We start from the raw sequence: 19,292 nt of genomic DNA on the forward strand, positions 1-19,292 counted from the left end.
GCCTTGCCGCCCGCGCTCCCTGAAACCCAGAGCAACGGCAACGACGGCACGCCCATGGACCTCCCGGCTCCCGATTTCGAACTTGAAGCCCCCAACCGTCCACATCGCACATCAATCCTGATGGACCAAGACCTCATCAATCGCATCATCGAAGGCGCCCTGCTCGCGGCCAACCAGCCGCTGACGCTGGCACAGCTGCATTCGCTGTTCCCCGAGGACCAGCCCGCGCCGAACGACAGCGTCGAACAGGCGCTGGAATTCCTGCGCGAGGACTGCGCCAACCGTGGCGTCGAACTGGTCGAACTGGCCTCGGGCTTCCGCTACCAGGTCAAGGCCGACGTGCACGCCTGGGTGTCGCGCCTGTGGACCGAGCGCAAGACCAAGTACACCCGCGCCACCCTGGAAACCCTGGCCCTGATCGCCTACCGCCAGCCGATCACGCGCGGCGAGATCGAACAGGTCCGCGGCGTGGCGGTCAGCAGCAACATCATCCAGGCACTGGAAGAACGCGAGTGGATCCGCGTCGTCGGCCACCGCGACGTGCCCGGCAAGCCGGCCCTGTTCGGCACCACCAAGGGCTTCCTCGACTACTTCGGGCTGAAGCGCCTGGACGAGCTGCCGCCGCTGTCGGAACTGAAGGACATCGGCGAGCTCGAACCGCAGCTGCAGTTCGACAACGTGATCGATCCGACCCCGATCGAAGCCGGTGGCCTGGGCGCCGCCCCCGGCGTGGAAGGCGATGCGGCCAACGGCGACGAACTCGCCGACAACACCGGCAGCGACGAGCTGTCGACCGGCGAATCCGAAGACAACCAGAGCGAAGGCATCGCTGCCGACGACGAAACCACCCATCCCGCCAGCGATGGCGAACCCGAAGCCGCGACGGGCGAATCCGCGGCAGACGAGAACGACCCTGTACACGATGACAGCCCGGGCGACGCGGATGACGCGGACGACCGGGACAACGCCGTCGAGACGACGACCGTTCCCATGACCGATGACGACGCAGACCTTGCATCGTCGGAGCAAGAGAAAAATGACTGAAGAAAAGAGCCGCAAGCTCACCCTCAAGCGTCCCGGCAGCGAAGCCGCCGACGCCCCGCGCCTCGAAGAGCGCCTGCACAAGGTGCTGGCGCAGGCCGGCCTCGGTTCGCGCCGTGCGCTGGAGCAGCGCATCGCCGATGGCCTGGTCAAGATCAATGGCGAGACCGCCACGGTCGGCCAGAGCGTCACCGGCGGCGACAAGATCGAGATCGACGGCAAGACCTTCGTCGCGACCGCGCTGACGGAACCGGCGCGCGTGCTGATGTACAACAAGCCCGAAGGCGAAGTGACCACGCGCGAGGACCCCGAAGGCCGTCCGACCGTGTTCGAAGCGCTGCCGATGCTCAAGGGCGCGCGCTGGATCGCGATCGGCCGCCTCGACATCAACACCACCGGCCTGCTGCTGCTCACCACCGACGGTGAGCTCGCCAACGCGCTGATGCATCCGTCGTTCGAAGTCGAGCGCGAATACGTCTGCCGCGTGCGTGCACCGGAAGGCCAGGACGTCGTGCCGGACAACATCGTCGAGCGCCTCGCGCGCGGCGTCGCACTGGAAGACGGCTCGGCCAAGTTCGACGAGATCGAACGCATCGGCGGCAGCGATTCGCACGACTGGTTCCGCGTCGTGGTGAAGGAAGGCCGCAACCGCGAAGTGCGCCGCCTGTGGGAATCGCAGGGTTGCCAGGTTTCGCGCCTCAAGCGCGTGCGCTACGGCAAGGTCGCGCTGCCGCGCGAACTGCTGCGCAGCCAGTCGCAGGAACTCGCCGCGGACAAGGTCGAGGCGCTGCGCAGCGAGCTGGGCCTGGAGAGCGACACGCCTTCCGCGCTGACGCTGCAGCCGGTGATCGGCCAGCGCAAGGCGACGAAGTCGACCATCGACCTGACCGGCAGGGGCCGTTCGCAGGGCTACGTCGGCGGCCACAACACGGCCGATGAAGGCCGCGAACTGCGCCGCTTCGACCACGTGCGCGAGGATCGTCGCGGTGGCCGCGGCGGCAAGAAGCCGCACGGCGGCCTGACGGTGAGCGGCGAAATGGCCGCGAAGCAATCGCAGAAACCCTTCAAGCAGCGCAAGGACAAGGGTCCCAAGCCGCTGCCGGAAGGCAACCCCGCCGCGTTCCGCACCTGGTACGTGCCCGAGGGCGTCGACACCGGCCCGACCGGTCATCGCAACCCGGAAAATCGCGGACCTGGGCGCCCCAACAAGGGCGGCCCTTACGGCAACAAGCCGCCGCGCCGCGGTCCGGGCGGCGGCCAGGGTGAAGGCAATCGTGGTGGTGCTGGCGCTGGAGCTGGTGGTGGCTACCAGGGCCGTGGTCGCGGTGAGCGCTCCGGCGGCGGCGGGTTCGGCGGCGAACAGCGCGGCGGCGGTTACGGCGGTGACCGTTCCGGCGGCGGCTTCGGTGGCGAACAGCGTGGCGGTGGCGGTTACGGTGGCGAACGCAGCGAGCGCGGACCGCGTGGCGGCGGCGGTGGCCAAGGCCGCGCGCCCAAGCCCTATGGGCATCCGGGCAACGCCCCCAGCTTCCCGTCCGACCATGCCTATGGCGGCGGCTTCAATCCCTACGGCGACAAGCCGCGCGCGCCGCGTCCGGGCGGCAACCGCCCCGGCGGCAATGGACCCGGTGGCAATCGTCCCGGCGCCGGCAAGGGCCCGCGTCCTGGCGGCCCGCGACCCGGTGGCCCCCGTCCGGGCGGTCCGCGCGGCGGTGGTCGCCCCGGTGGTGGCCGTCATTCGGGCGGCTGATACCGGGCTGCAGACAGCGTGATCCGACGAAGGGCGCCTTGGGGCGCCCTTCGTTTTGGTGGGCATGGCAGGTCGAACACCATGCGTACGGCGGCAGGCGCTCGCCGTCGCTGCGTTCACCCGCGTGAAGATCGAAGATCCAAGCCCGCGATAACAAGGAATTCGCGCCACGTTCCCCCGCCCTGCGCTATGCGGAGTGCACCCATCGCGGAGGCATCGCCATGCGAACCCAGGCGAGATTGGCGGCCGTCATTGCAGGCATCCTCGGGCTCCTGGCGGCACGCGTGGCGTACAGCGGCGGTCGGGTCGAATACGCGTTCGACCTTGCCAACTTCACCACCCCACTGCTGATCGACAACGCCTACCTGCCGTTGTTGCCGGGGCTGCGCGTGGTCGTTGCCGAGGTATCGGTCGACGAATGCATCGTCGACGAGACCCAGGTGACCGGCGACAGCAAGGACGATTTCACCGGCGCCTATGCCGGGCTCAGTGCCCGCGTGGTGAGCGACCGCGCATGGCTGGATGCCGACTGCGACGGCGGCCGTGACCGGCTGCTGGAAGACACCTTCGACTGGTACGCGCAGGACGACGACGGCAACGTCTGGTACGTCGGCGAGGCGACCACCGCCTTCGAATACGACGACGCCGGCAACCCTACCGGCACGAGCACCGAAGGTTCGTGGGAAGCCGGCCGCGACGGCGCCATCGCCGGACTGATCATGCTCGCCGAACCCGCTGCAGGCGATTTCTACCAGCAGGAATTCAGCGCGGGTGTCGCCGAAGATGCCGCGAAGGTCGTCGGCGTCGGCCGTAACGTGACGACCGGGCTGGGCACGTTCGCCGACTGCCTGGTGACCAAGGAATGGTCGTCGCTGAGCCCGGGGGCGATCGAACACAAGTACTACTGCCCCGACCTCGGCCTGGTGCTGGTGCGCGAGTTCCACGGCAAGACCACCATCGCCGAAACCGTCGACATCGACATGCCGTAACCGCACATGCGGCACTCGGCGCCCGACTTCGCGCCCGCTTCACACACGCGCCGCGATCGCTTCGCAGCGCGCCGTCATCCTCGCATCGCCCCACCGCGACGATGCACGATGACCACCACGGAACCCTTCGACTTCGACCTCGTCGTTGTTGGCGCCAGCTTCGCCGGCGCCGCCACCGCGCTCGCGGCCGCGCAACGCGGGCTGCGCGTATGCGTGCTCGAACGCAAGCGCGATCCCGGCGACAAGCTGCGCACCACCGGCATCATCGTGAAGGAAGCCGCCGAGCAGACCCTGCTCAACCAGCTCCCCGCGCACCTCACCCGCCGCGTCGAACAGGTGCGCCTGTACGCACCGAGCCTGCGCCAGATCGCCCTGGCGGCACCGGGCTACTACTTCCTCACCACCGACACTCCCGGCGTGATGCGCTGGCTGGCGGAGCAACTGCGCGCGAACGGCGTGGATCTGCGCCTGGGCACGGCATTCACCCGCTGCGAGCGTGCGAACGGCGGCTGGACGGTCGAAGGCGCCGGCCGCACGCGTTACCTGGTCGGCGCGGATGGCGCGCGCTCACGGGTAGCGCAGCGTTGCGGGCTCGGCGAGGTGAAGCAGTTCCTCTACGGCATCGAATACGAGTTCCCCGGCGCCCGCCTGGCCGACGACAACGCCCTGCACTGCTTCATCAGCAAGCGCTACGCGCCCGGCTACATCGGCTGGATCGCGCAGAGCCCGACCGGCGTGCAGGCCGGCCTCGCCCTGCGCCACGATCCCGAACGCGCACGCGTGCCCGACATCGACGGCTTCCTGCTGCGCGCCGGCGTTGCCGGCGGACTGCCACGCCATCTGAAACCGGGCCATACGCGCGCCGGCCTGATTCCCTGCAGCGGACCGGTCAACGCCATGGTGGACGACCGGGTGATGCTAACCGGCGACGCCGCCGGCATCGTTTCGCCGGTCACCGCCGGCGGCATCCATTCCGCGTGGGAACACGGCTGGGCCACCGGCCGCGCCATCGCCGCGCACCTGCGCGACAGCGGCCCGCCGCCCGAACGCATCGCGCTCGACGCCGCGCCCCGCTTCCGCACCAAGCGGGCGCTGCGCTGGGCCTACGACCGGCTGCAGTTCGACTGGCCGTTCGACCTGCTGCTGTACTCGCCGCCGCTGCGCTGGGCGGCGGAGCAGGTGTATTTCCACAAGCGGCGCTGACAGCAGTCACGACACCGCAAAACGGCCAACTCCGCCGGCACCGCGAATGCCATACCTCAGCGTAGCTCGAAGGCGTCCCCATCCAGCATCGCCGGGAACTTCTCGCGATGTTCAAGCAAAGGCGCGACCTGCAACAGCATCGTGGACACCACTTCCTCGTCGGCCGCCTCCGTCAGCGGATGCCCGAGGAAATCGACGATCGCGCTGTCGCCGGAATAATGCAGGCCATTGCCGTCCGTGCCGACGCGATTCACGCCGGCGACGTAGCAAAGGTTTTCGATCGCGCGCGCCCGCAGCAGCGTCTTCCACGGATAGCTGCGCGCCGCCGGCCAGTTGGCGACGTAGATGAGCAGGTCGTAATCGAGCAGCCCCTCGCGCTCGACGTTGAAGCGGTTGCGCGAATACACCGGGAAGCGCAGGTCGTAGCAGACCAGCGGACAGATGCGCCAGCCCTTCCATTCCACCGTCAGGCGCTCACGGCCGGCGGCGTAGCGCTCGTGTTCCTTCGCGTAACGGAAGAGGTGGCGCTTGTCGTAGGTGTGCACCTCGCCGTCCGGCTTCACGAACAGCATGCGGTTGAACACCCCCTGCTCCGTGCGGATCTGCACGCTGCCGCAGATGGCCGCATCGATGCTGTCGGCCTGGCGGCGCATCCATTCGACCGTCGGCCCGTCCATGGTTTCCGCGTTGCTGATGGCGTCGTTGCTGAAACCGCTGGTGAACGTCTCCGGCAGGATCACCAGGTCGGTGGTGTTGTGCAGCGGATCGAGCAGCCCGGCGTAGTAGTCGCGGTTGCCGGCCGGATCGTGCCAGCGGGTTTCGCCCTGGACCAGGGATACGCGGAGGTTTTTCATGGGGGTACTTTACCGCCAATCGCGGCACACGGATGCCAGCCCGGCGGCCGCGCTTCCGCCCGGGACTACATCCGCAGCTCCAGCATCGGGATCGACACCTTGGGCAGGAGGCGCGAGGTGAAATACCGATCCTCGTAGTACTTGATCTTCTCGCAGAGGACCGGATGCGGGAGGCCTTCGTACAGCACGACCTCCTTGTCGAACCCCATCGCCTTGAGTTCCTGCGGCAGCATCAGCGCACGCCTTTCCTCGACCTCGCTACGCGACACTTCCTTGCCGCGGGTGACGTTCTGCCGGCGCACGGTCGTGTAGCCGAGCATCTCGGAGTAGTCGTTCGCATCCTGCTGCTCCCGCGGCGCGTAGATGATCTGCACGGCATGGTTGGTGATGATCGTGCGCGCGACTTCCTTTCCGTAGGTCGCATCCAGCTGGGCCATGCTCTGGATGATGGGCAGCAGGCGCAGGTTGTAGCCGGCCATGTAGGCGACCGCGGACGCGATGATGTCGACCTTGCCGATGGAGGTGAATTCGTCCATGAGCAGCAGGCACTGGTGCTTGAGCGCCGGATTGTTCTGCGGCAGCTCGCGCGTATTGAGGTTGATGATCTGGCTGAAGAACAGATTCACGATCAGCCGGCTTTCGGCCAGCTTGTTCGGCTGGATCCCGACGTAGATCGTCATGCGCTTCTTGCGCAGGTCGGTCAGGAGGAAATCATCGCCGCTGGTCGCTGCATCCAGCACGGGGTTCAGCCAGGGATTCAACGGCTCCTTGAAGGTTCCCAGGATCGACGCGAATGTCTCATCGGCCTGCGACAACAGGTTGGCGAATGCCGAGCGCGCGTTTCCGCTAAGGAATGGCCGTTGGGAAAGCTCCTGCAGATAGGGCTTGAGCTCGGACTTGCCATCGCCGGAAGAGATCCGGTAGATCGCCCCCAGCGTCGGCGGCTTCGAGAAGGGGAATCCGGCTCGCCTTTCCTCCTCCCAGGCCTCGAACAGGTACAGGGCGAACGCCATGAATGCATTGCGCGCTTGACCCACCCAGAACTTCTGCTCGTCCGCACCATCCGGATAGAGCATCGCGGCAATGCTCATCAGGTCGGATACGCGAAACGCGGGATCTGCAGACACATAGGTCAGCGGGTTCCAACGATGGGTCCGTCGGTCCTCGGCAAACGGGTTGAAGAGATAGATCTCCTGGCCCTGGCGGGCGCGCCAGCCACTGGTCAGGCCGAAGTTCTCCTGCTTGATATCGAGGACGACGACGGATTCCTGGTACTCGAGCAGGTTGGGGATTACTACCCCGACACCCTTTCCCGAGCGGGTGGGAGCGGCAAGGATCGCGAACTGCTGTCCGCCCAGTCGCAGCAACCTGCCTCCGAACTTGCCCACGACAATGCCGTTGGCCGTCGCCTGGAACATGCCCTTCTTCTGCAGGTCGAGCACGCCCGCGAACCTCGCATCACCATGCGTGGAACGCTTGGCTGGCCTGAGGACAACCGCCAGGCCCGCGACATAAGTCAACAAGGGAATGCCGTATCCAATCAGCCCGCCGGCCTTGATCTTGCCCGCATAGGGTTGGTAGCGCGGCAAGCCAAGTACTCCCAAATACTTGATGTAGGTATCCCATTGCAGGGCGCTGGTATCGAGCTTGAGGAGCAGGAACGTCAAATAGCCGGACAGGTATGTTCCAGCCAAAAGAACGACGATACCGGCGACTCCGGCCAAAATAATCTTCGAGTTCACTCGCACTCCATTGCGCCCGTAATCTGTAACGACCTATTGCTATTGCAACCTCATCGAATCCGCTCAGACATGCTGCATGCAGAGTAAATTACCTGGCACACGCCCGTAGAGCGCAACGAGCACTCTTCCACTGCAAGAACTGACGCTCGATCTACAAGATGGCGCCCGTCCATAGCTTGAATCACCTGACCCAGTTGCAAGCGCGACACATTGATTGACATAGGCAACGATGACTTTGCAATCCATCCCGCCGCCCGCCTTGCAGTCGTCTAAGGCCGTTCGCTTTGCCTTCCCACGACTGGGCAGACCTTCCGATACGCCGGCGACTCCGTTGCCAATAGCGATTGCGCCCCACCTGTTTGCCCAAACGCTGCTGCCTTCCGCGCCCGTGTTGTTAGTTGTCCCGTAGCCGGGAATCGGCACACATATTTGTCCGCCGGGTTGCGCTCCACCCGGATAGAAACCAGAGGCACATCCCTGCTCCGCTAAAGCGGCGCCGGCAAACGCAAGAAGCATCAACAGCACCAGCCCCCTCATGGCGCCTCCGCGCATCTGATCGTCAACACTTGCCTGAACTTGAGCTTTCAAAAACTAGTTCGTCAATAATCAGGGGAGGCTTGCGCGCGAAGCGAAGTTCATCGAACTTTCTCTGGCAAGCTGCATGCTTGGTACAACACGCGACATGTCCCGGATGAGTTTGCAGAACACCTGCTGAGTGCAACGCTGTCGGCCTCTTGAACTGATGCGGCCGTGCCACCGCTGGTGTACCCCCCCCCTGTCGCCAGGGTAATGCACTGGTTCGTGTAGCTAACAAATATCTCGCACTTGTGGCCACCACCCGACTCGCAGTCAGTGATGGCCGCGCGCTTGGCTTTCCCGCGACTGGGCAAGCCCTCAGCTACGCCGGCTACAGAAACACCGTCATCTCCCTCGCCTAGCGCGACTGCGCCCCAACGATTCGCCCAAACCGTACCACCACCGGCGTCCGCAGTATTGTTCGTGGTTCCATAGCCGGGACTGGGGACACATATAGGTCCGCCAGGCTGCATACCTCCGGGGTAGAACCCTGGAGCACAGCCCTGCTCCGCTTTCGCGACGCCACAAATCAAGAGAAACAACCACGCCAACGCTCTAGTTTTCATAGAAACATCCCTATTGCCTCGGACCGACTCGCACCTGATCTTTCTGTTCTTGCGTCAAGTTTGCCGAATGACTCAAGCGAGCATCGCCTCTAGAACCGACATCCGTAACGTCCGTTCTAGCTGGAGGACTTTGCGTCTGCGACACAGGCGGAATGCTGGTTCCAGGAGGCGATGCTTGTCCCTGGAATGCGTTATAGCCGCTGAACTGTCCAAGCATGCCCTGGAAGAACATGGCCGCCATGGGCGGCGCCGAAATGATCAGCATGCTGAGAACGATCCCGAGGCCGCCTTGCTGCATGGCCATGCTTGTCAAGCTCTCGCTGCTGCCGCCGGACAACCAGCTTGCGGCCCAGAACGCCATCCCGATCGCTATCACCATATCCATCGCCAAGGTCACCATTACAGTCAGGAACGCCATAGAGAACAGGGTTCCTATCCCGTAATAGAGCCATCTCGAGAACAACTGCTTGGTCTGGTCAAAAAGCAGACACAGGATGAAGATCGGGCCCAAGCCTATTACCAGGGCCATCGCGATCTTGTTCAGCAGCAAAGTCGTGGCAGCCATGATCGCCGGCCCGCCCAAGCCGACGCCCGCGAGCCACAGGGCGCGATTCTTCTTGTCATCGGTCAGGACGTCGTCACCGGAGTCCACGGAGTCGATGACCTGCAACGCCACCTGCATGATCGCCAGCGTCTTGTCGATGTCGGCGTAACTGCCCTCGCCCTCGTCGCCGGTCACCACCTTGCGGACGACGGTGTTCAGACCATCCGTCGTGGAGCGATAAACGGAGCCCGCACCCGCGGCCGCACCGACCGCGATGCCCACGATGAGAACGGCGCGAAGCGAGTTCGCTACGAGCGCCATCATCGGCTCACGGGACTGCCCCGTCACGATGCGGTAGCCCTGGTAGATGATCCACCAGGTAACCACCGTGAGCGCGATGCCGCCGACGAACCGGGCCACCCGCTGGAGCAGGTTCCCTGCGAACTCCGCGATCTCGTCGTCGAGGAAGTCGTTGACCTCCGAGAAGAACACGAGATTCGGTAGATCTGCGACCTGAAAATGAAACAGGTCCGCCACGGCGCCCGCTACTGCTTGCACGCTTCCATCCATAGAGCATCCATACTGTTGCATCGAAGTTCCGCGAGCCCAGCTGGTGGACTCGCGGCGATTGAATCAACCAGCCTTAACGGTCGCGCGATCGTGCGGCCTTGAGCGCCAGCTTCAGGGCAGCACCCTGCACGACGGTGCCCAACAACTCGTTCTCATTGTTGAGCGCGCCGCGCGCAAGCCGGGCCGTCTCTTCATTCAGCGCCACCAGCATGGAGTTGTAGGCGTCGATGGTGTACTTGCCGTTCTGCACGTCGTTCTGCATTTTCGACTGGATCGACATCATCTTGTTCGAGTTTGCCTGGAGGGCGCCTTGGGCTTCTGGATCGATCCCGGCCCTCTCGAGACGTGCCTCTTCCAGTGCCTTGTCGTTCGCTTCGACTTCCTTCAGCAGCTCTCGCATGGCGTTGTAGCGTCGATTCTCGGTCTGGATCTTGGCAACGCAGTTGGCGTATTGCCCAACACCAACCGGATTATTCTTCGGTGCCGAGCCACAAAATTCAGCCACCTTGTCGTTGATTCCCCGCTCAGGGAAGCGCTCGTCGATGTTCACCCGGTACGAGGGCGTGGGTTTGTAAGGGGTCCCAGTAATGAACATCTGTTTGTACTGCTCCAACTGGGTCCGGTACTGGTCGATCTGCTTCTGGAACTGCTGGATCTGCTGGGCGTACTGGCTGGCGAGCTGGATATTGTTCATCAGCTGTGTGTACTCGGAGGCACACAGCGGCGGCGTGCACGGAACCACCGCCAGAGCCTGTCGCGGCACCAGCAACCCGCCACCCAGCAGCGCAAGAACAGCCAGCGTCTGAAGCAGCGCTTCAGGGCGACGCATGATTGATTGACTCACAGTCATTCCTCCTTGATTGATGAACGAGCGCAACCCGCGGATTCACCGCGTGCCCAACTAGGCCCGCACCCGGGCCTCGACAAGAGCCGGGGAAGGTAACTTCCCCTTCCCCGAACCTTTCCGCTCCGCATAGAACCGTTCCAGCCATTGCTCGGGCCGCAGCCCCTGCACCGGGACCCCGGATCGACGGGCCTCCTCCTCCAGCACCCGATGCATGACGTCGATGTTGTCGGTGGACGACGAGATCACCGCCAGGGCATCGTCCATCCCGCGCAGGTTCAACTGGCACACTGTGGCCGCATGGCCCTGCTTCACCAGGAAGCAACGCGAGCGCTCATCCAGGCTTTTCACGACCTGGTATTCGGCATCGGTCAGCTTGAGCCCGTCGATATAGTCCTCACGGCTGGCATTCGGATTTGGCAGAAGGACCAACGTCGCGGTCTGTTCGATCAGCGCGGCGGAGATGTCGCTGGCAAGCGCGTCCTCCGGACTCTGCGTCGCGAAGATGCCGAGCCCGTTCTGCTTGCGGATGGTCTTCTGCTTGTTTTTCGCAAACTCCTTGAGGGCGCCACCGCCGTCCAGGATCTTCCAGAACTCGTCCATCACATAGATCAACGGGCGTCCATCGATCAGCGACTCCAGGCGGTGCAGCAGGTAGTTGATGACCGGCACCCGCACCTCCGGGTTGTCGATGACATCGGTGTAGTCGAAGCCGATGATGTTGGCCTTCTGCAGGTCGATCGTATCGACCGGGTTATCGAAGACCCAACCCAACGAGTTGCCGGCCGTCCATTTACGCAAGCGCGAGTAAAGGCCGTCATCGCCCATGTTGGGCAGGCTCTTCTGGAAGTTGGTCATCGTGCGCAGATGGACCGGCGTATCCAGGATGCTCTCGACGGCGCGGAAGATGTCCTCCTCTTCCCGGGCCGAGTAGATCCCCTTCGCCGCCAGCACCTTGACCAGGTCGGCGAGGAACTGGACGTTTGACTCGTTGCGCTCGCAATGGAACGGATTGAAGCCGGTAGGCTGCCCGTTCTCCAGCGCGAGGTAGTTGCCGCCGCAGGCCCGGACGAAGATCTCGGCGCCGCGGTCCTTGTCGAAGAAGAAGATGGTCGGGGACGGCTTCAGCTTCTGGACCTGGCTGAGCAGGAAGTTGATGAGCGCCGTCTTGCCGGTACCGGACTTGCCGATCACCATCGTGTTGGCGATGGCCTTCTCTCCCAGCGAATTCTCCGCCGGGTGGGTCGCATGAAAATTGAAGTAATAGGGCTGACCGTTGGTGGTCTGGAGCGTGGTGACGCACTCGCCCCACGGGTTGTTTTCCTTCTTGCCCATCGCGAAGTTGTGCAAGGGCGACAGGCCGAGGAAGTTGAGCGAACTGACATTGGCCAGCCGCGTGCGGTATTTCCAGTTGCCCGGCAGCTGCGAATAGAAGGACGATGTGACCGCCAGGTCTTCCTTCGTGGAGACGAAGCCCGCGTTCGACAACTCGGCACGGGCCGCCGCAACGTTCTGCGCCAGCCGCTCCTGCGAATCCGCGTAGAGGGCGAAGGTGAAGTGGTATTCGCCCAGGACGAAGTTGCCGGAAGCGAGCTGGTCCATGGCCTGGTCCAGTTCTGCGATCTGGCTGACCGCTTTGTCGCCGGAAGAGATCATCATGCCCTTGGTGCGATCCAGGACCTTGAGCGCGTCCTGCCGCCCCATCGGGCTGAAGGAATGGGTGATGACGTACTCGAAGTCCAGGTACTTCAACCCGTTGAGGATCCCGGGATAGGTCGCGTCGGTGTATTCCTTGATATTGAGGATCGCGCCGAAATGGTTGGCGCCCGTCGGCGTGTTGATGACGAAGTCGCCCGATTTGGCCGAGAACATGTTTCGGCTGACGGGCAGGTACCCGTAGACCGGCGCCTGCAGCACAGGCACCGGCTCGTCGATGCGGTTGACCAGATAGCCGAAGAACTCCAGGGCTTCAGAGAACACGACGCCGTTGCGCGCCTCGTACATCCCCAACCGATAGGGGGCATAGTCCTTGAGCACGGCCTCCACGTTGCCGGCAAGCTCCAGCACCTTGGCGATCGCCTGTTCCTGTTCCGAGCGTAGCTGCTCGACGTTGGACGACTTCTCGACGAAACGCTTACCGGACACGACGGGACGGTAGATCATGGTGAGGTAGAGCTCGTTCAACATGATCTTCTGGCTGGACAGCGCCGAGAAGTAGTCGTCGGATAGGGACTGGTTGAATAGCTGGTCGAACCGGCTCTGGTCCCGCACCCTGCCCCGCCTACGGATATCGTGGGTCCAGAACGCGACATTGACGAAATCCGGTGCGCGCAGGGTCTGCAACATCCTGTTGAAGGTGTTGTGGCGATGCTCGATCTCCCATTCCTCGCGACCGACGAACGGCAGCCCACCGAGATGCCACACCAGCAGATAGTCGCCCCCGGTGGTCTTCAACACCGTCGGCGAAACGTGCGTGGAGAGTGGAATGAATTCGCTGATGGGGGTGTCTGGATTGAGCATGGCAGAGCCTGGTAGACATTGCGGACCCGATGGTCGCCAGCAGGCTGGCGACCATCGGAACCTTCAGTTTCTGGAGCCGCTCGTGCGGTCGCGGTAGAGATTGGGCGAGAACACCCACATGCCCGAATGGTGCGGGAGGTTCCGTACTTTCGTGCGGAACTGCCAGCGCAACCCGAGCAGGCGGAAGATCATCTCGTCCCGCCGCGCCATCTGCCGCATGATGAAAATCACGATGGGCAGGAGCAGTAGGCAGAACATGTTGATATAGAACGTGAGCAGCAGACACGCGCCAGCACCGACGGCAAAGGGAATGTAGGGAACTCCCAGGAACATCGGCGGGCGCGTGCAGCCACGGAACAGCACGTTCTTATGCATACGTCGTCAGCGCATTCATGACCATCGTGGTTGTCGTCGCCGAGTCTTCCGGAATGACCATCTTCGCCAGCTGAGCAGCGGCACCGATCAGGAAGCCACCGATCAGGATGGGGGCCACGTCGGAAATACGCTTGTGCGCGAAGGCGATCTGGTAGCCGGCGAAGATCACCGCGATGGTCACGATCGAGACCGACGCGATGTTGAGCAGGCCCTGGACCTTGCTCAGGAAGCCTTCGACGCGGGTTTCGGCGGTCTGCGCCAATGCGACTTCAGGCAGGGCCAGCATCGCCACGAACGTGGCCGCCAAGAGGAAGGCCGAAACAGTGTTCTTGAGTTGCAGGTTGGAGCTCATGAATAGATCCCTCTTTCATTTGATTGCAGGAGTGGCACAACAACTGGCGAATCGCCGGAATGGAAGCGATGTCGCTAGAACACGAATGCACGATCAGGAGACGCCATGGAGGCGATGCTGCTGCCGACAGGTGCGCCCTGCTGTCCGTCGGGCACGGTCGTGGCTACCGAAGCGGTTTGCGGCTGCGCGACTACGGCGGTTGATGCCGCGACTGCGACTGTCCTGGGTGGCTCGGGCGTAGCCATGCGCTGCGCGACCACGGCACTAGACGAGGATGGCTGTTTGGTGGCGGTTACCGGTCGACGTCCGGGCCTTGCGATAACCGCGATGGCGGGGGTCGCTGTATCGGATGCAGCCGCGTTACCCATCGACGCGTAGATCTTCTGCACGTAGCCGTGGCGGAAGCCGGTAACGAAGTTGCCTGAGTAATAGCAACTGAAGGACTTGCCCCAGTCCCGGCCGGAGCGGCTGTAGCATTCAGCGAGGATGCGCGACCCGGCCTCCAGGTTGGGGCAGGCCTGGAATGCCTTCTCGTAACTGTCGAGTCCGTACTTGCCGAGGTTGTAACGATTGACCTGCGCCAATCCGATGGAAAAGTTGTACCCCTTTCCCTCGAGCATGCGCACCGTGGCGAGCGCTTCGGCGAGATTCTGCGGCTGTCGGACAAGCCGCCCGCCCACTACGCCGATCGCGTAGGGGTTGTTGGATGACTCCACGCGCACGACGTGGTGCATCACCTCATCGGGAACTGCCAGATTCGGGCAGTTCATGAGCTCCATGCCAGGCAACATCCCGTTCACCCCTGTGTGCCATTCCTGGCACTCCGTATCGCTTGATCTTCCCTAGTGCGAAGCGACCAGACATCGATCGCCATCACAATAATTCACGGCTGTTTTGATGCTGTCAATCAGACAAATCCGATAAATCCATACGCTTTCGAGGCAATCTGAACGCCACGCGACTTCACGCTTCTTCCGCGGCGCTCAGCGCACGCGATGGATCGAAATCGATTCCCGTGATGTAACGCTGCCCGGCATGCGCCTTGATGTGCACCACGATGTCGATTGTCATCATCAAAAGACGCTTGATCACCGAGAACTCGAGGCCGGAGCCCTCGGCGGAGGCCTTCACCATCAATGCGAGCTGGTCCCATGTCTGCGCCGTACTGCCGGCATGGCAACTGGTGATCGAACCTGGATGGCCCGACGCACAGTTGCGGATGAAATAGAACGATTCGTCGCCGCGCAGCTCGGCCAGGATGATCCGGTCCGGCTTCATGCGCAGGCAGGCTTCCATGCAACTCTTTGCGCTCACGTTGCTCGTGCTCTGCCCGCCCTTGGAATACAGCAGGTGCACAACATTTGGCTGGCTGATGAACAGTTCGCGCGCGTCCTCGATGGTGACGAGGCGTTCGTTGTCCGGAATGTGGTTGACCAGCGACTTCATGAACGTGGTCTTGCCGCTACCCGTTGCGCCGGCCACCACGATGTTCTTCTTGTAGTGGACGGCCCGCTTGAAGAATTCCGCATAGTTGCGGGCACGACGGAGCTCGAGCAATTCCCGGTCGTGGTCGCCCAGCTCCCCAGCCTGCTCCAGCACCTGGTCGAAGAAGCCGTCGTCCTGGTACTGCTGGAGCGTCTTGCTGTGCTTGGAGGGCAACCGGATGGTGATCGAGACCTTGCCGGCGTCGCAGGCCGGCGGAATCACGAACTGGGCGCGCTGCCCCGTCGGGAACGTCAGCGAGACCACGGGGTCGGCATCGGTGATGCGCTGTCCGGTGTTGCTCTCGTTGACAACGGCAGTACAGAACTGGCGCGCACGCTCGAAGTTCAGGCTGGGCACGTCGATGCGCTGCCACCCACTTCGGGTCTCCACATAGAGTTCGCCCGGCCGGTTGATGCAGATCTCGGTGACTTCCGGAGAATTCATGTATGCGTGGATGCCCAGCACCTGGTACTGGTAATCCAGGAAGTCGTTGGAGATCCGTGCGAGCGGTGCTTCGGTGATCATGTTCAGGGCGTCAGCGCAGGACCGACGAGAAATCCACGTCCTTGGCCACGTAGACGTTGACCACCGTGCCCTGGTTGATGGTCACCGTCGGCGGGCGACTGGCGCCGCGCTCGAGCGCCTGCCCGGCCAGTCGCTCCATCGCCCGCGCGGTGTTGCTCTCGTATGGCTGGATGATTTCGTTGCCCGAGTTGGTCACGGTGCTTCCACTCGGCCCGTGCTTGGCTCCCGCGTACTTGAAGGCATCGCTGATCATGCTGATCAGCAGGGCCGAGGCGATACGGCTGCCCCAATGCGCGTCGTAGTCACCTGGATGACCGGCCGCACCCAGGTTATCCACGCCGGGGCTGGCCATGTTGATGTCGATGCCATTGGGCGTGGTGATGCGGTCCCAGACCACGGCGACGCGCGGGCCGGTGACGTTGTCGCTCTTGTACGTTCCCGAGATCTTCGAACCCTTGGGCAGCAGCAGCCGGCGACCGTTGATCGAGTACACGGGTTCGGTCACCACGCAAGAGGTGAATCCGGGCACGTCGGTGATGATCCGTGTTTCCATCACGCAACGCAGATAGGTGCCACGGACCAGCAAGGTGTCCGGATTGAGGATCGGTTGCGCGCTGGCAACCCCCGGGCGCGCCGGCTGTGCCTGCCCCTGACCCTGCATGCCAAGCATCGCCTGGGCGTAGGAGTCGGGAGTGATCATTCCGGGCATCACCGCCGTGCCGGAACGCTGTTCGTCCTGCTCGGATGCGCCCATGCGGCGGGAAAGGAGGCTAGGCTCCTGCGCACTCAAGGGCTGACCACCCGCGTCCGGTAGCGGCATCGGCTGCATGGGTGGCGCCATCGGCAGCGGCGGCATTTCCGCCGCATCGGCAACGGGAAGCGGCGGTAGCGGTTCGGCAGCCGCGGCCTTGGGCGCCTCGGGAATGAGGATCTCTTCCTCCGCGACCTTCGGCTTCGTCTCTTCCTCGGCGCCGGCGCTGTTGAACATCCAGATCGCCGCCACCACCAGCAGCGCGACGATGCCGGCCAGGAACACCAGCGCCTTGCGGTTCAGCTTCTGCACGTCGCTGGACTTGAGCAGCGGCGTGTTCGCGTCGAGATCCGGCACCGACGCCGCCGAATGCTGCGCGTAGTACGGATTGGCCCCGGAATACGCCGGACCGGAGTCCTGCGACGCGCCGACCTGATCTTCCTGATGCCCGGGCGGGTGCATGTTCTGGCTCATTTCTGCTTGTTCCTGCGCAGGCCGACCACGTTCTTGCCGTGGCGGACGATCAGATAGGGATAGGTGCCATGGACGATGATCGTGTTGTCCTCGACCGTCGTGTTCACCACGAAGTCCTCGCTGCCTTCACGCTCGCGCGCGAACACCGCCGGGAAGTTCCCGGTCGGGAAGTTCTTCATGTCGCTCATGCGCACGTAGGTGAACTGACCGTCGTCATACACGGCGGTCGGGATCAACCAGGGCTTCCTGGATCGCGTCGCGTAGTGGTAATCGAAGTTGTAGGCGCGGCCCCGGTCGAGCTGCGTGCTCAGCTGCGGTTGCAACTCTTCCTTGGTGCCTGCGCTGGCGAACTCCGCATCGCTGGGATACACGAACTTGATCTTGTACTGGACGCCGGCGTGCTTGGCCTGCTCGAGCGCTCGCCAATCGGTGGCGACCACCTTCAATTCGAAGATGTAGGAGTGCGTCTCGGTGCGCACCATCATGTTGGTATCGACGTCGACGTTCTTCGGCTTTAGGTAGAAGACGTTGTCGCGACGGCTCAGGTCCCAGCCGCTGCTGAAACCGGTGCTGTAGTCCAGGATCTTCTCGTTCGGGCTCAACTCGATCTGCGTGGTGATGCCCAGGCCCGTGCGCACCTGGTAGATGCGGTTGGACTCGTACTCGTATTCCTGGATGACCTGTGCGACGACCGGTGTGGCGATGACCGACATCGCCAGGAACAGGACGCCGGACAGGCAGCGCTTACGCATGCAGATCATTGGTTGCTGACTCCATTCGCATTACTGCTGGCAGCCGTTCCCGCCGACTGTGCGGCCGGAAGCTGTTGTGTTTGGGTGCCATCCGCAGCCGAGGCGGCGGGACTGACCGGAGCATTCGCGCCTAGTGCCGACGGATCGACGGGTGCAGGCGGGGCGCTCACGGGCGCCGGGATGTCGTCCTCGATGGGCGGCGACGCGGCGTAATCGTTGTCGACGCGATAGCTCGTCACCTGGAAACCGAGCGGATTGAGCGTGCGATTACGCTCGTCCATCTTCAGGTTCGACTTGTAGACGTACTCGATGGACGCGATCTTGCTGTCCAGCGGCTCGGCCGTGCCGGCCCCCTTGTCGAACAGGCTGCGCTGGAACCGCACCGTCGCGGCCTTCGGCCGGGAACCGGTATCGATTGCGTCGTGCAGCTGCACGCTGAGGATCTTCACGCGGACGGAGCGGTTCTTGCCGAATAGCGTCTGCGGGTTGCCCGGGTTGGTCTTGGCGTACAGCCGGGTGTAGCCGACCGTCACGCCCGGGGCGCCCATGGCATGCACGGTGTTCCAGTCGCGCTGGCCGAACTGCGAATAGTCGTAGGACTCACGCGCGAGCACGAAGTGCGAGATGTTGCTCTTGTTGAGCGCCTCGCTGGCGCTGATGCCCTGATCACCGAAGTCGCCGGTCAGGCGCGCCACGCTGCTGGTACCCGTGTACGCGTCCGCCATGACGAGATACGGCACCTTCTCCTTCAAGGGGAGGAAGTAGAAGTACCCCCCGGCGAGGATCAGGGCCATCGCGATCGCCGACCACGCCACCATCCACGCGCGCCGCTCGCTGCGGCGCGCCATGTCGGCGATGGTGATTTCGAAGTTCGCCGCCTTGGTGACGGCAGTGTCGATCTGTTGGGTTGCCGCTTTCTTTCCGAACATCTCTCTCGCATCCATACAAGACAGGAAAAGTGCGTCGCCGCAGGCGGCTACGGACTCGCTGGAATTCCGTCGGTGGAAGGTGCCGCAGTCGCCGTGGCAGCGTTGCGGACGACGATCTGGTTGCCCTCGACGGCGACCGCGACGCCCTGCGCGGCGTATGCCGTGCTCAGCTGGGCCGCCGCCTGTTGCAGGTCGCTCGTGCGTATGTCCGCGACGCCGGCATGCAGCGTGAAGTCGGATGGATGCAGGTAGGACAACGCCATCTTCGAGTCGCGGGCCCAGCGCGTGAGCATGCTCTTCAGCGTTCCATCCATCGGCGATGGATAGAAGGCGTAGGCCTGTTGCAGGGGGATTTCCTGCGGCTCTTCCGCATAGTGGTTGACCGGCTTCCAGCGTCCGCCGAATTCCGGCGCAGGCCGCGTGGCACACGCCGCCAGGAAAGCCATGGAT

The 19,292-nt window shown here is 63.5% G+C and carries 19 protein-coding genes; 4 read left to right on the forward strand and 15 right to left on the reverse strand.

The annotated features are described in order from the left end of the window. Positions 1 to 120 precede the first annotated feature (120 nt). The 4 genes from scpB (at position 121) to H8B22_RS00975 (ending at position 4,983) form a co-directional block, all read left to right on the forward strand. Positions 121 to 1,044: an SMC-Scp complex subunit ScpB gene (scpB, locus tag H8B22_RS00960; RefSeq protein ID WP_187712303.1), complete on the forward strand. Its 924-nt coding sequence runs from the start codon at positions 121 to 123 to the stop codon at positions 1,042 to 1,044. Next, positions 1,037 to 2,791 (forward strand): pseudouridine synthase, encoded by a 1,755-nt coding sequence (locus H8B22_RS00965; protein WP_187712304.1) that lies wholly within the window; start codon positions 1,037 to 1,039, stop codon positions 2,789 to 2,791. Before scpB ends, H8B22_RS00965 begins: the two co-directional genes overlap by 8 nt. 221 nt (positions 2,792 to 3,012) lie before the next feature. After that, positions 3,013 to 3,780, forward strand: a complete 768-nt coding sequence (locus H8B22_RS00970) for a hypothetical protein (RefSeq protein WP_187712305.1) — start codon at positions 3,013 to 3,015, stop codon at positions 3,778 to 3,780. 108 nt (positions 3,781 to 3,888) lie between these two features. After that, positions 3,889 to 4,983, forward strand: a complete 1,095-nt coding sequence (locus tag H8B22_RS00975) for an NAD(P)/FAD-dependent oxidoreductase (RefSeq protein WP_187712306.1) — start codon at positions 3,889 to 3,891, stop codon at positions 4,981 to 4,983. A 56-nt stretch (positions 4,984 to 5,039) separates the two neighbouring features. On the opposite strand, the gene H8B22_RS00980 is transcribed toward H8B22_RS00975, so the two are convergent. From H8B22_RS00980 to H8B22_RS01050, 15 genes are all read right to left on the reverse strand, one after another. Beyond that, positions 5,040 to 5,837, reverse strand: a complete 798-nt coding sequence (locus tag H8B22_RS00980) for an amidohydrolase (RefSeq protein ID WP_187712307.1) — start codon at positions 5,835 to 5,837, stop codon at positions 5,040 to 5,042. A 65-nt stretch (positions 5,838 to 5,902) separates the two neighbouring features. Then, entirely contained in the window at positions 5,903 to 7,567 is a 1,665-nt protein-coding gene (locus H8B22_RS00985) for a type IV secretory system conjugative DNA transfer family protein (protein ID WP_187713462.1), read from the reverse strand. Positions 7,568 to 7,642: 75 nt separating this feature from the next. After that, entirely contained in the window at positions 7,643 to 8,131 is a 489-nt protein-coding gene (locus H8B22_RS14965) for a DUF4189 domain-containing protein (protein WP_407060832.1), read from the reverse strand. A gap of 83 nt (positions 8,132 to 8,214) precedes the next feature. Further along, entirely contained in the window at positions 8,215 to 8,721 is a 507-nt protein-coding gene (locus tag H8B22_RS14970; protein ID WP_187712309.1) for a DUF4189 domain-containing protein, read from the reverse strand. Positions 8,722 to 8,731: 10 nt separating this feature from the next. Beyond that, positions 8,732 to 9,823 carry a type IV secretion system protein gene (locus H8B22_RS01000; RefSeq protein WP_187712310.1) on the reverse strand — a complete coding sequence of 364 codons (1,092 nt, stop codon included), beginning with the start codon at positions 9,821 to 9,823 and terminating at the stop codon, positions 8,732 to 8,734. A gap of 85 nt (positions 9,824 to 9,908) precedes the next feature. Then, a complete protein-coding gene (locus tag H8B22_RS01005; RefSeq protein WP_187712311.1) occupies positions 9,909 to 10,679 on the reverse strand; it encodes a hypothetical protein in 771 nt (256 codons plus the stop codon). Between the two features lie 57 nt (positions 10,680 to 10,736). Then, positions 10,737 to 13,199: a VirB4 family type IV secretion/conjugal transfer ATPase gene (locus tag H8B22_RS01010; RefSeq protein ID WP_187712312.1), complete on the reverse strand. Its 2,463-nt coding sequence runs from the start codon at positions 13,197 to 13,199 to the stop codon at positions 10,737 to 10,739. Between the two features lie 63 nt (positions 13,200 to 13,262). Continuing rightward, positions 13,263 to 13,574 carry a type IV secretion system protein VirB3 gene (locus H8B22_RS01015; RefSeq protein WP_187712313.1) on the reverse strand — a complete coding sequence of 104 codons (312 nt, stop codon included), beginning with the start codon at positions 13,572 to 13,574 and terminating at the stop codon, positions 13,263 to 13,265. Then, positions 13,567 to 13,926 (reverse strand): TrbC/VirB2 family protein, encoded by a 360-nt coding sequence (locus H8B22_RS01020; RefSeq protein ID WP_187712314.1) that lies wholly within the window; start codon positions 13,924 to 13,926, stop codon positions 13,567 to 13,569. Before H8B22_RS01020 ends, H8B22_RS01015 begins: the two co-directional genes overlap by 8 nt. Positions 13,927 to 14,000: 74 nt before the next feature. After that, a complete protein-coding gene (locus H8B22_RS01025; RefSeq protein WP_225876235.1) occupies positions 14,001 to 14,705 on the reverse strand; it encodes a lytic transglycosylase domain-containing protein in 705 nt (234 codons plus the stop codon). Between the two features lie 184 nt (positions 14,706 to 14,889). Beyond that, positions 14,890 to 15,936 carry a P-type DNA transfer ATPase VirB11 gene (gene virB11 / locus H8B22_RS01030; protein ID WP_187712316.1) on the reverse strand — a complete coding sequence of 349 codons (1,047 nt, stop codon included), beginning with the start codon at positions 15,934 to 15,936 and terminating at the stop codon, positions 14,890 to 14,892. A gap of 10 nt (positions 15,937 to 15,946) precedes the next feature. Further along, positions 15,947 to 17,161 carry a TrbI/VirB10 family protein gene (locus H8B22_RS01035; protein ID WP_187712317.1) on the reverse strand — a complete coding sequence of 405 codons (1,215 nt, stop codon included), beginning with the start codon at positions 17,159 to 17,161 and terminating at the stop codon, positions 15,947 to 15,949. Continuing rightward, entirely contained in the window at positions 17,158 to 17,922 is a 765-nt protein-coding gene (locus H8B22_RS01040) for a TrbG/VirB9 family P-type conjugative transfer protein (RefSeq protein WP_187712318.1), read from the reverse strand. Before H8B22_RS01040 ends, H8B22_RS01035 begins: the two co-directional genes overlap by 4 nt. Further along, positions 17,919 to 18,857 (reverse strand): virB8 family protein, encoded by a 939-nt coding sequence (locus H8B22_RS01045; protein ID WP_225876236.1) that lies wholly within the window; start codon positions 18,855 to 18,857, stop codon positions 17,919 to 17,921. The genes H8B22_RS01040 and H8B22_RS01045 overlap by 4 nt, the downstream gene beginning before the upstream one ends. Positions 18,858 to 18,889: 32 nt before the next feature. Further along, positions 18,890 to 19,288: a hypothetical protein gene (locus H8B22_RS01050; protein WP_187712319.1), complete on the reverse strand. Its 399-nt coding sequence runs from the start codon at positions 19,286 to 19,288 to the stop codon at positions 18,890 to 18,892. Between the last annotated feature and the right edge of the window lie 4 nt (positions 19,289 to 19,292).

The sequence above is a fragment of the Lysobacter terrestris genome, from assembly GCF_014489475.1.
Lineage (GTDB): Bacteria > Pseudomonadota > Gammaproteobacteria > Xanthomonadales > Xanthomonadaceae > Agrilutibacter > Agrilutibacter terrestris.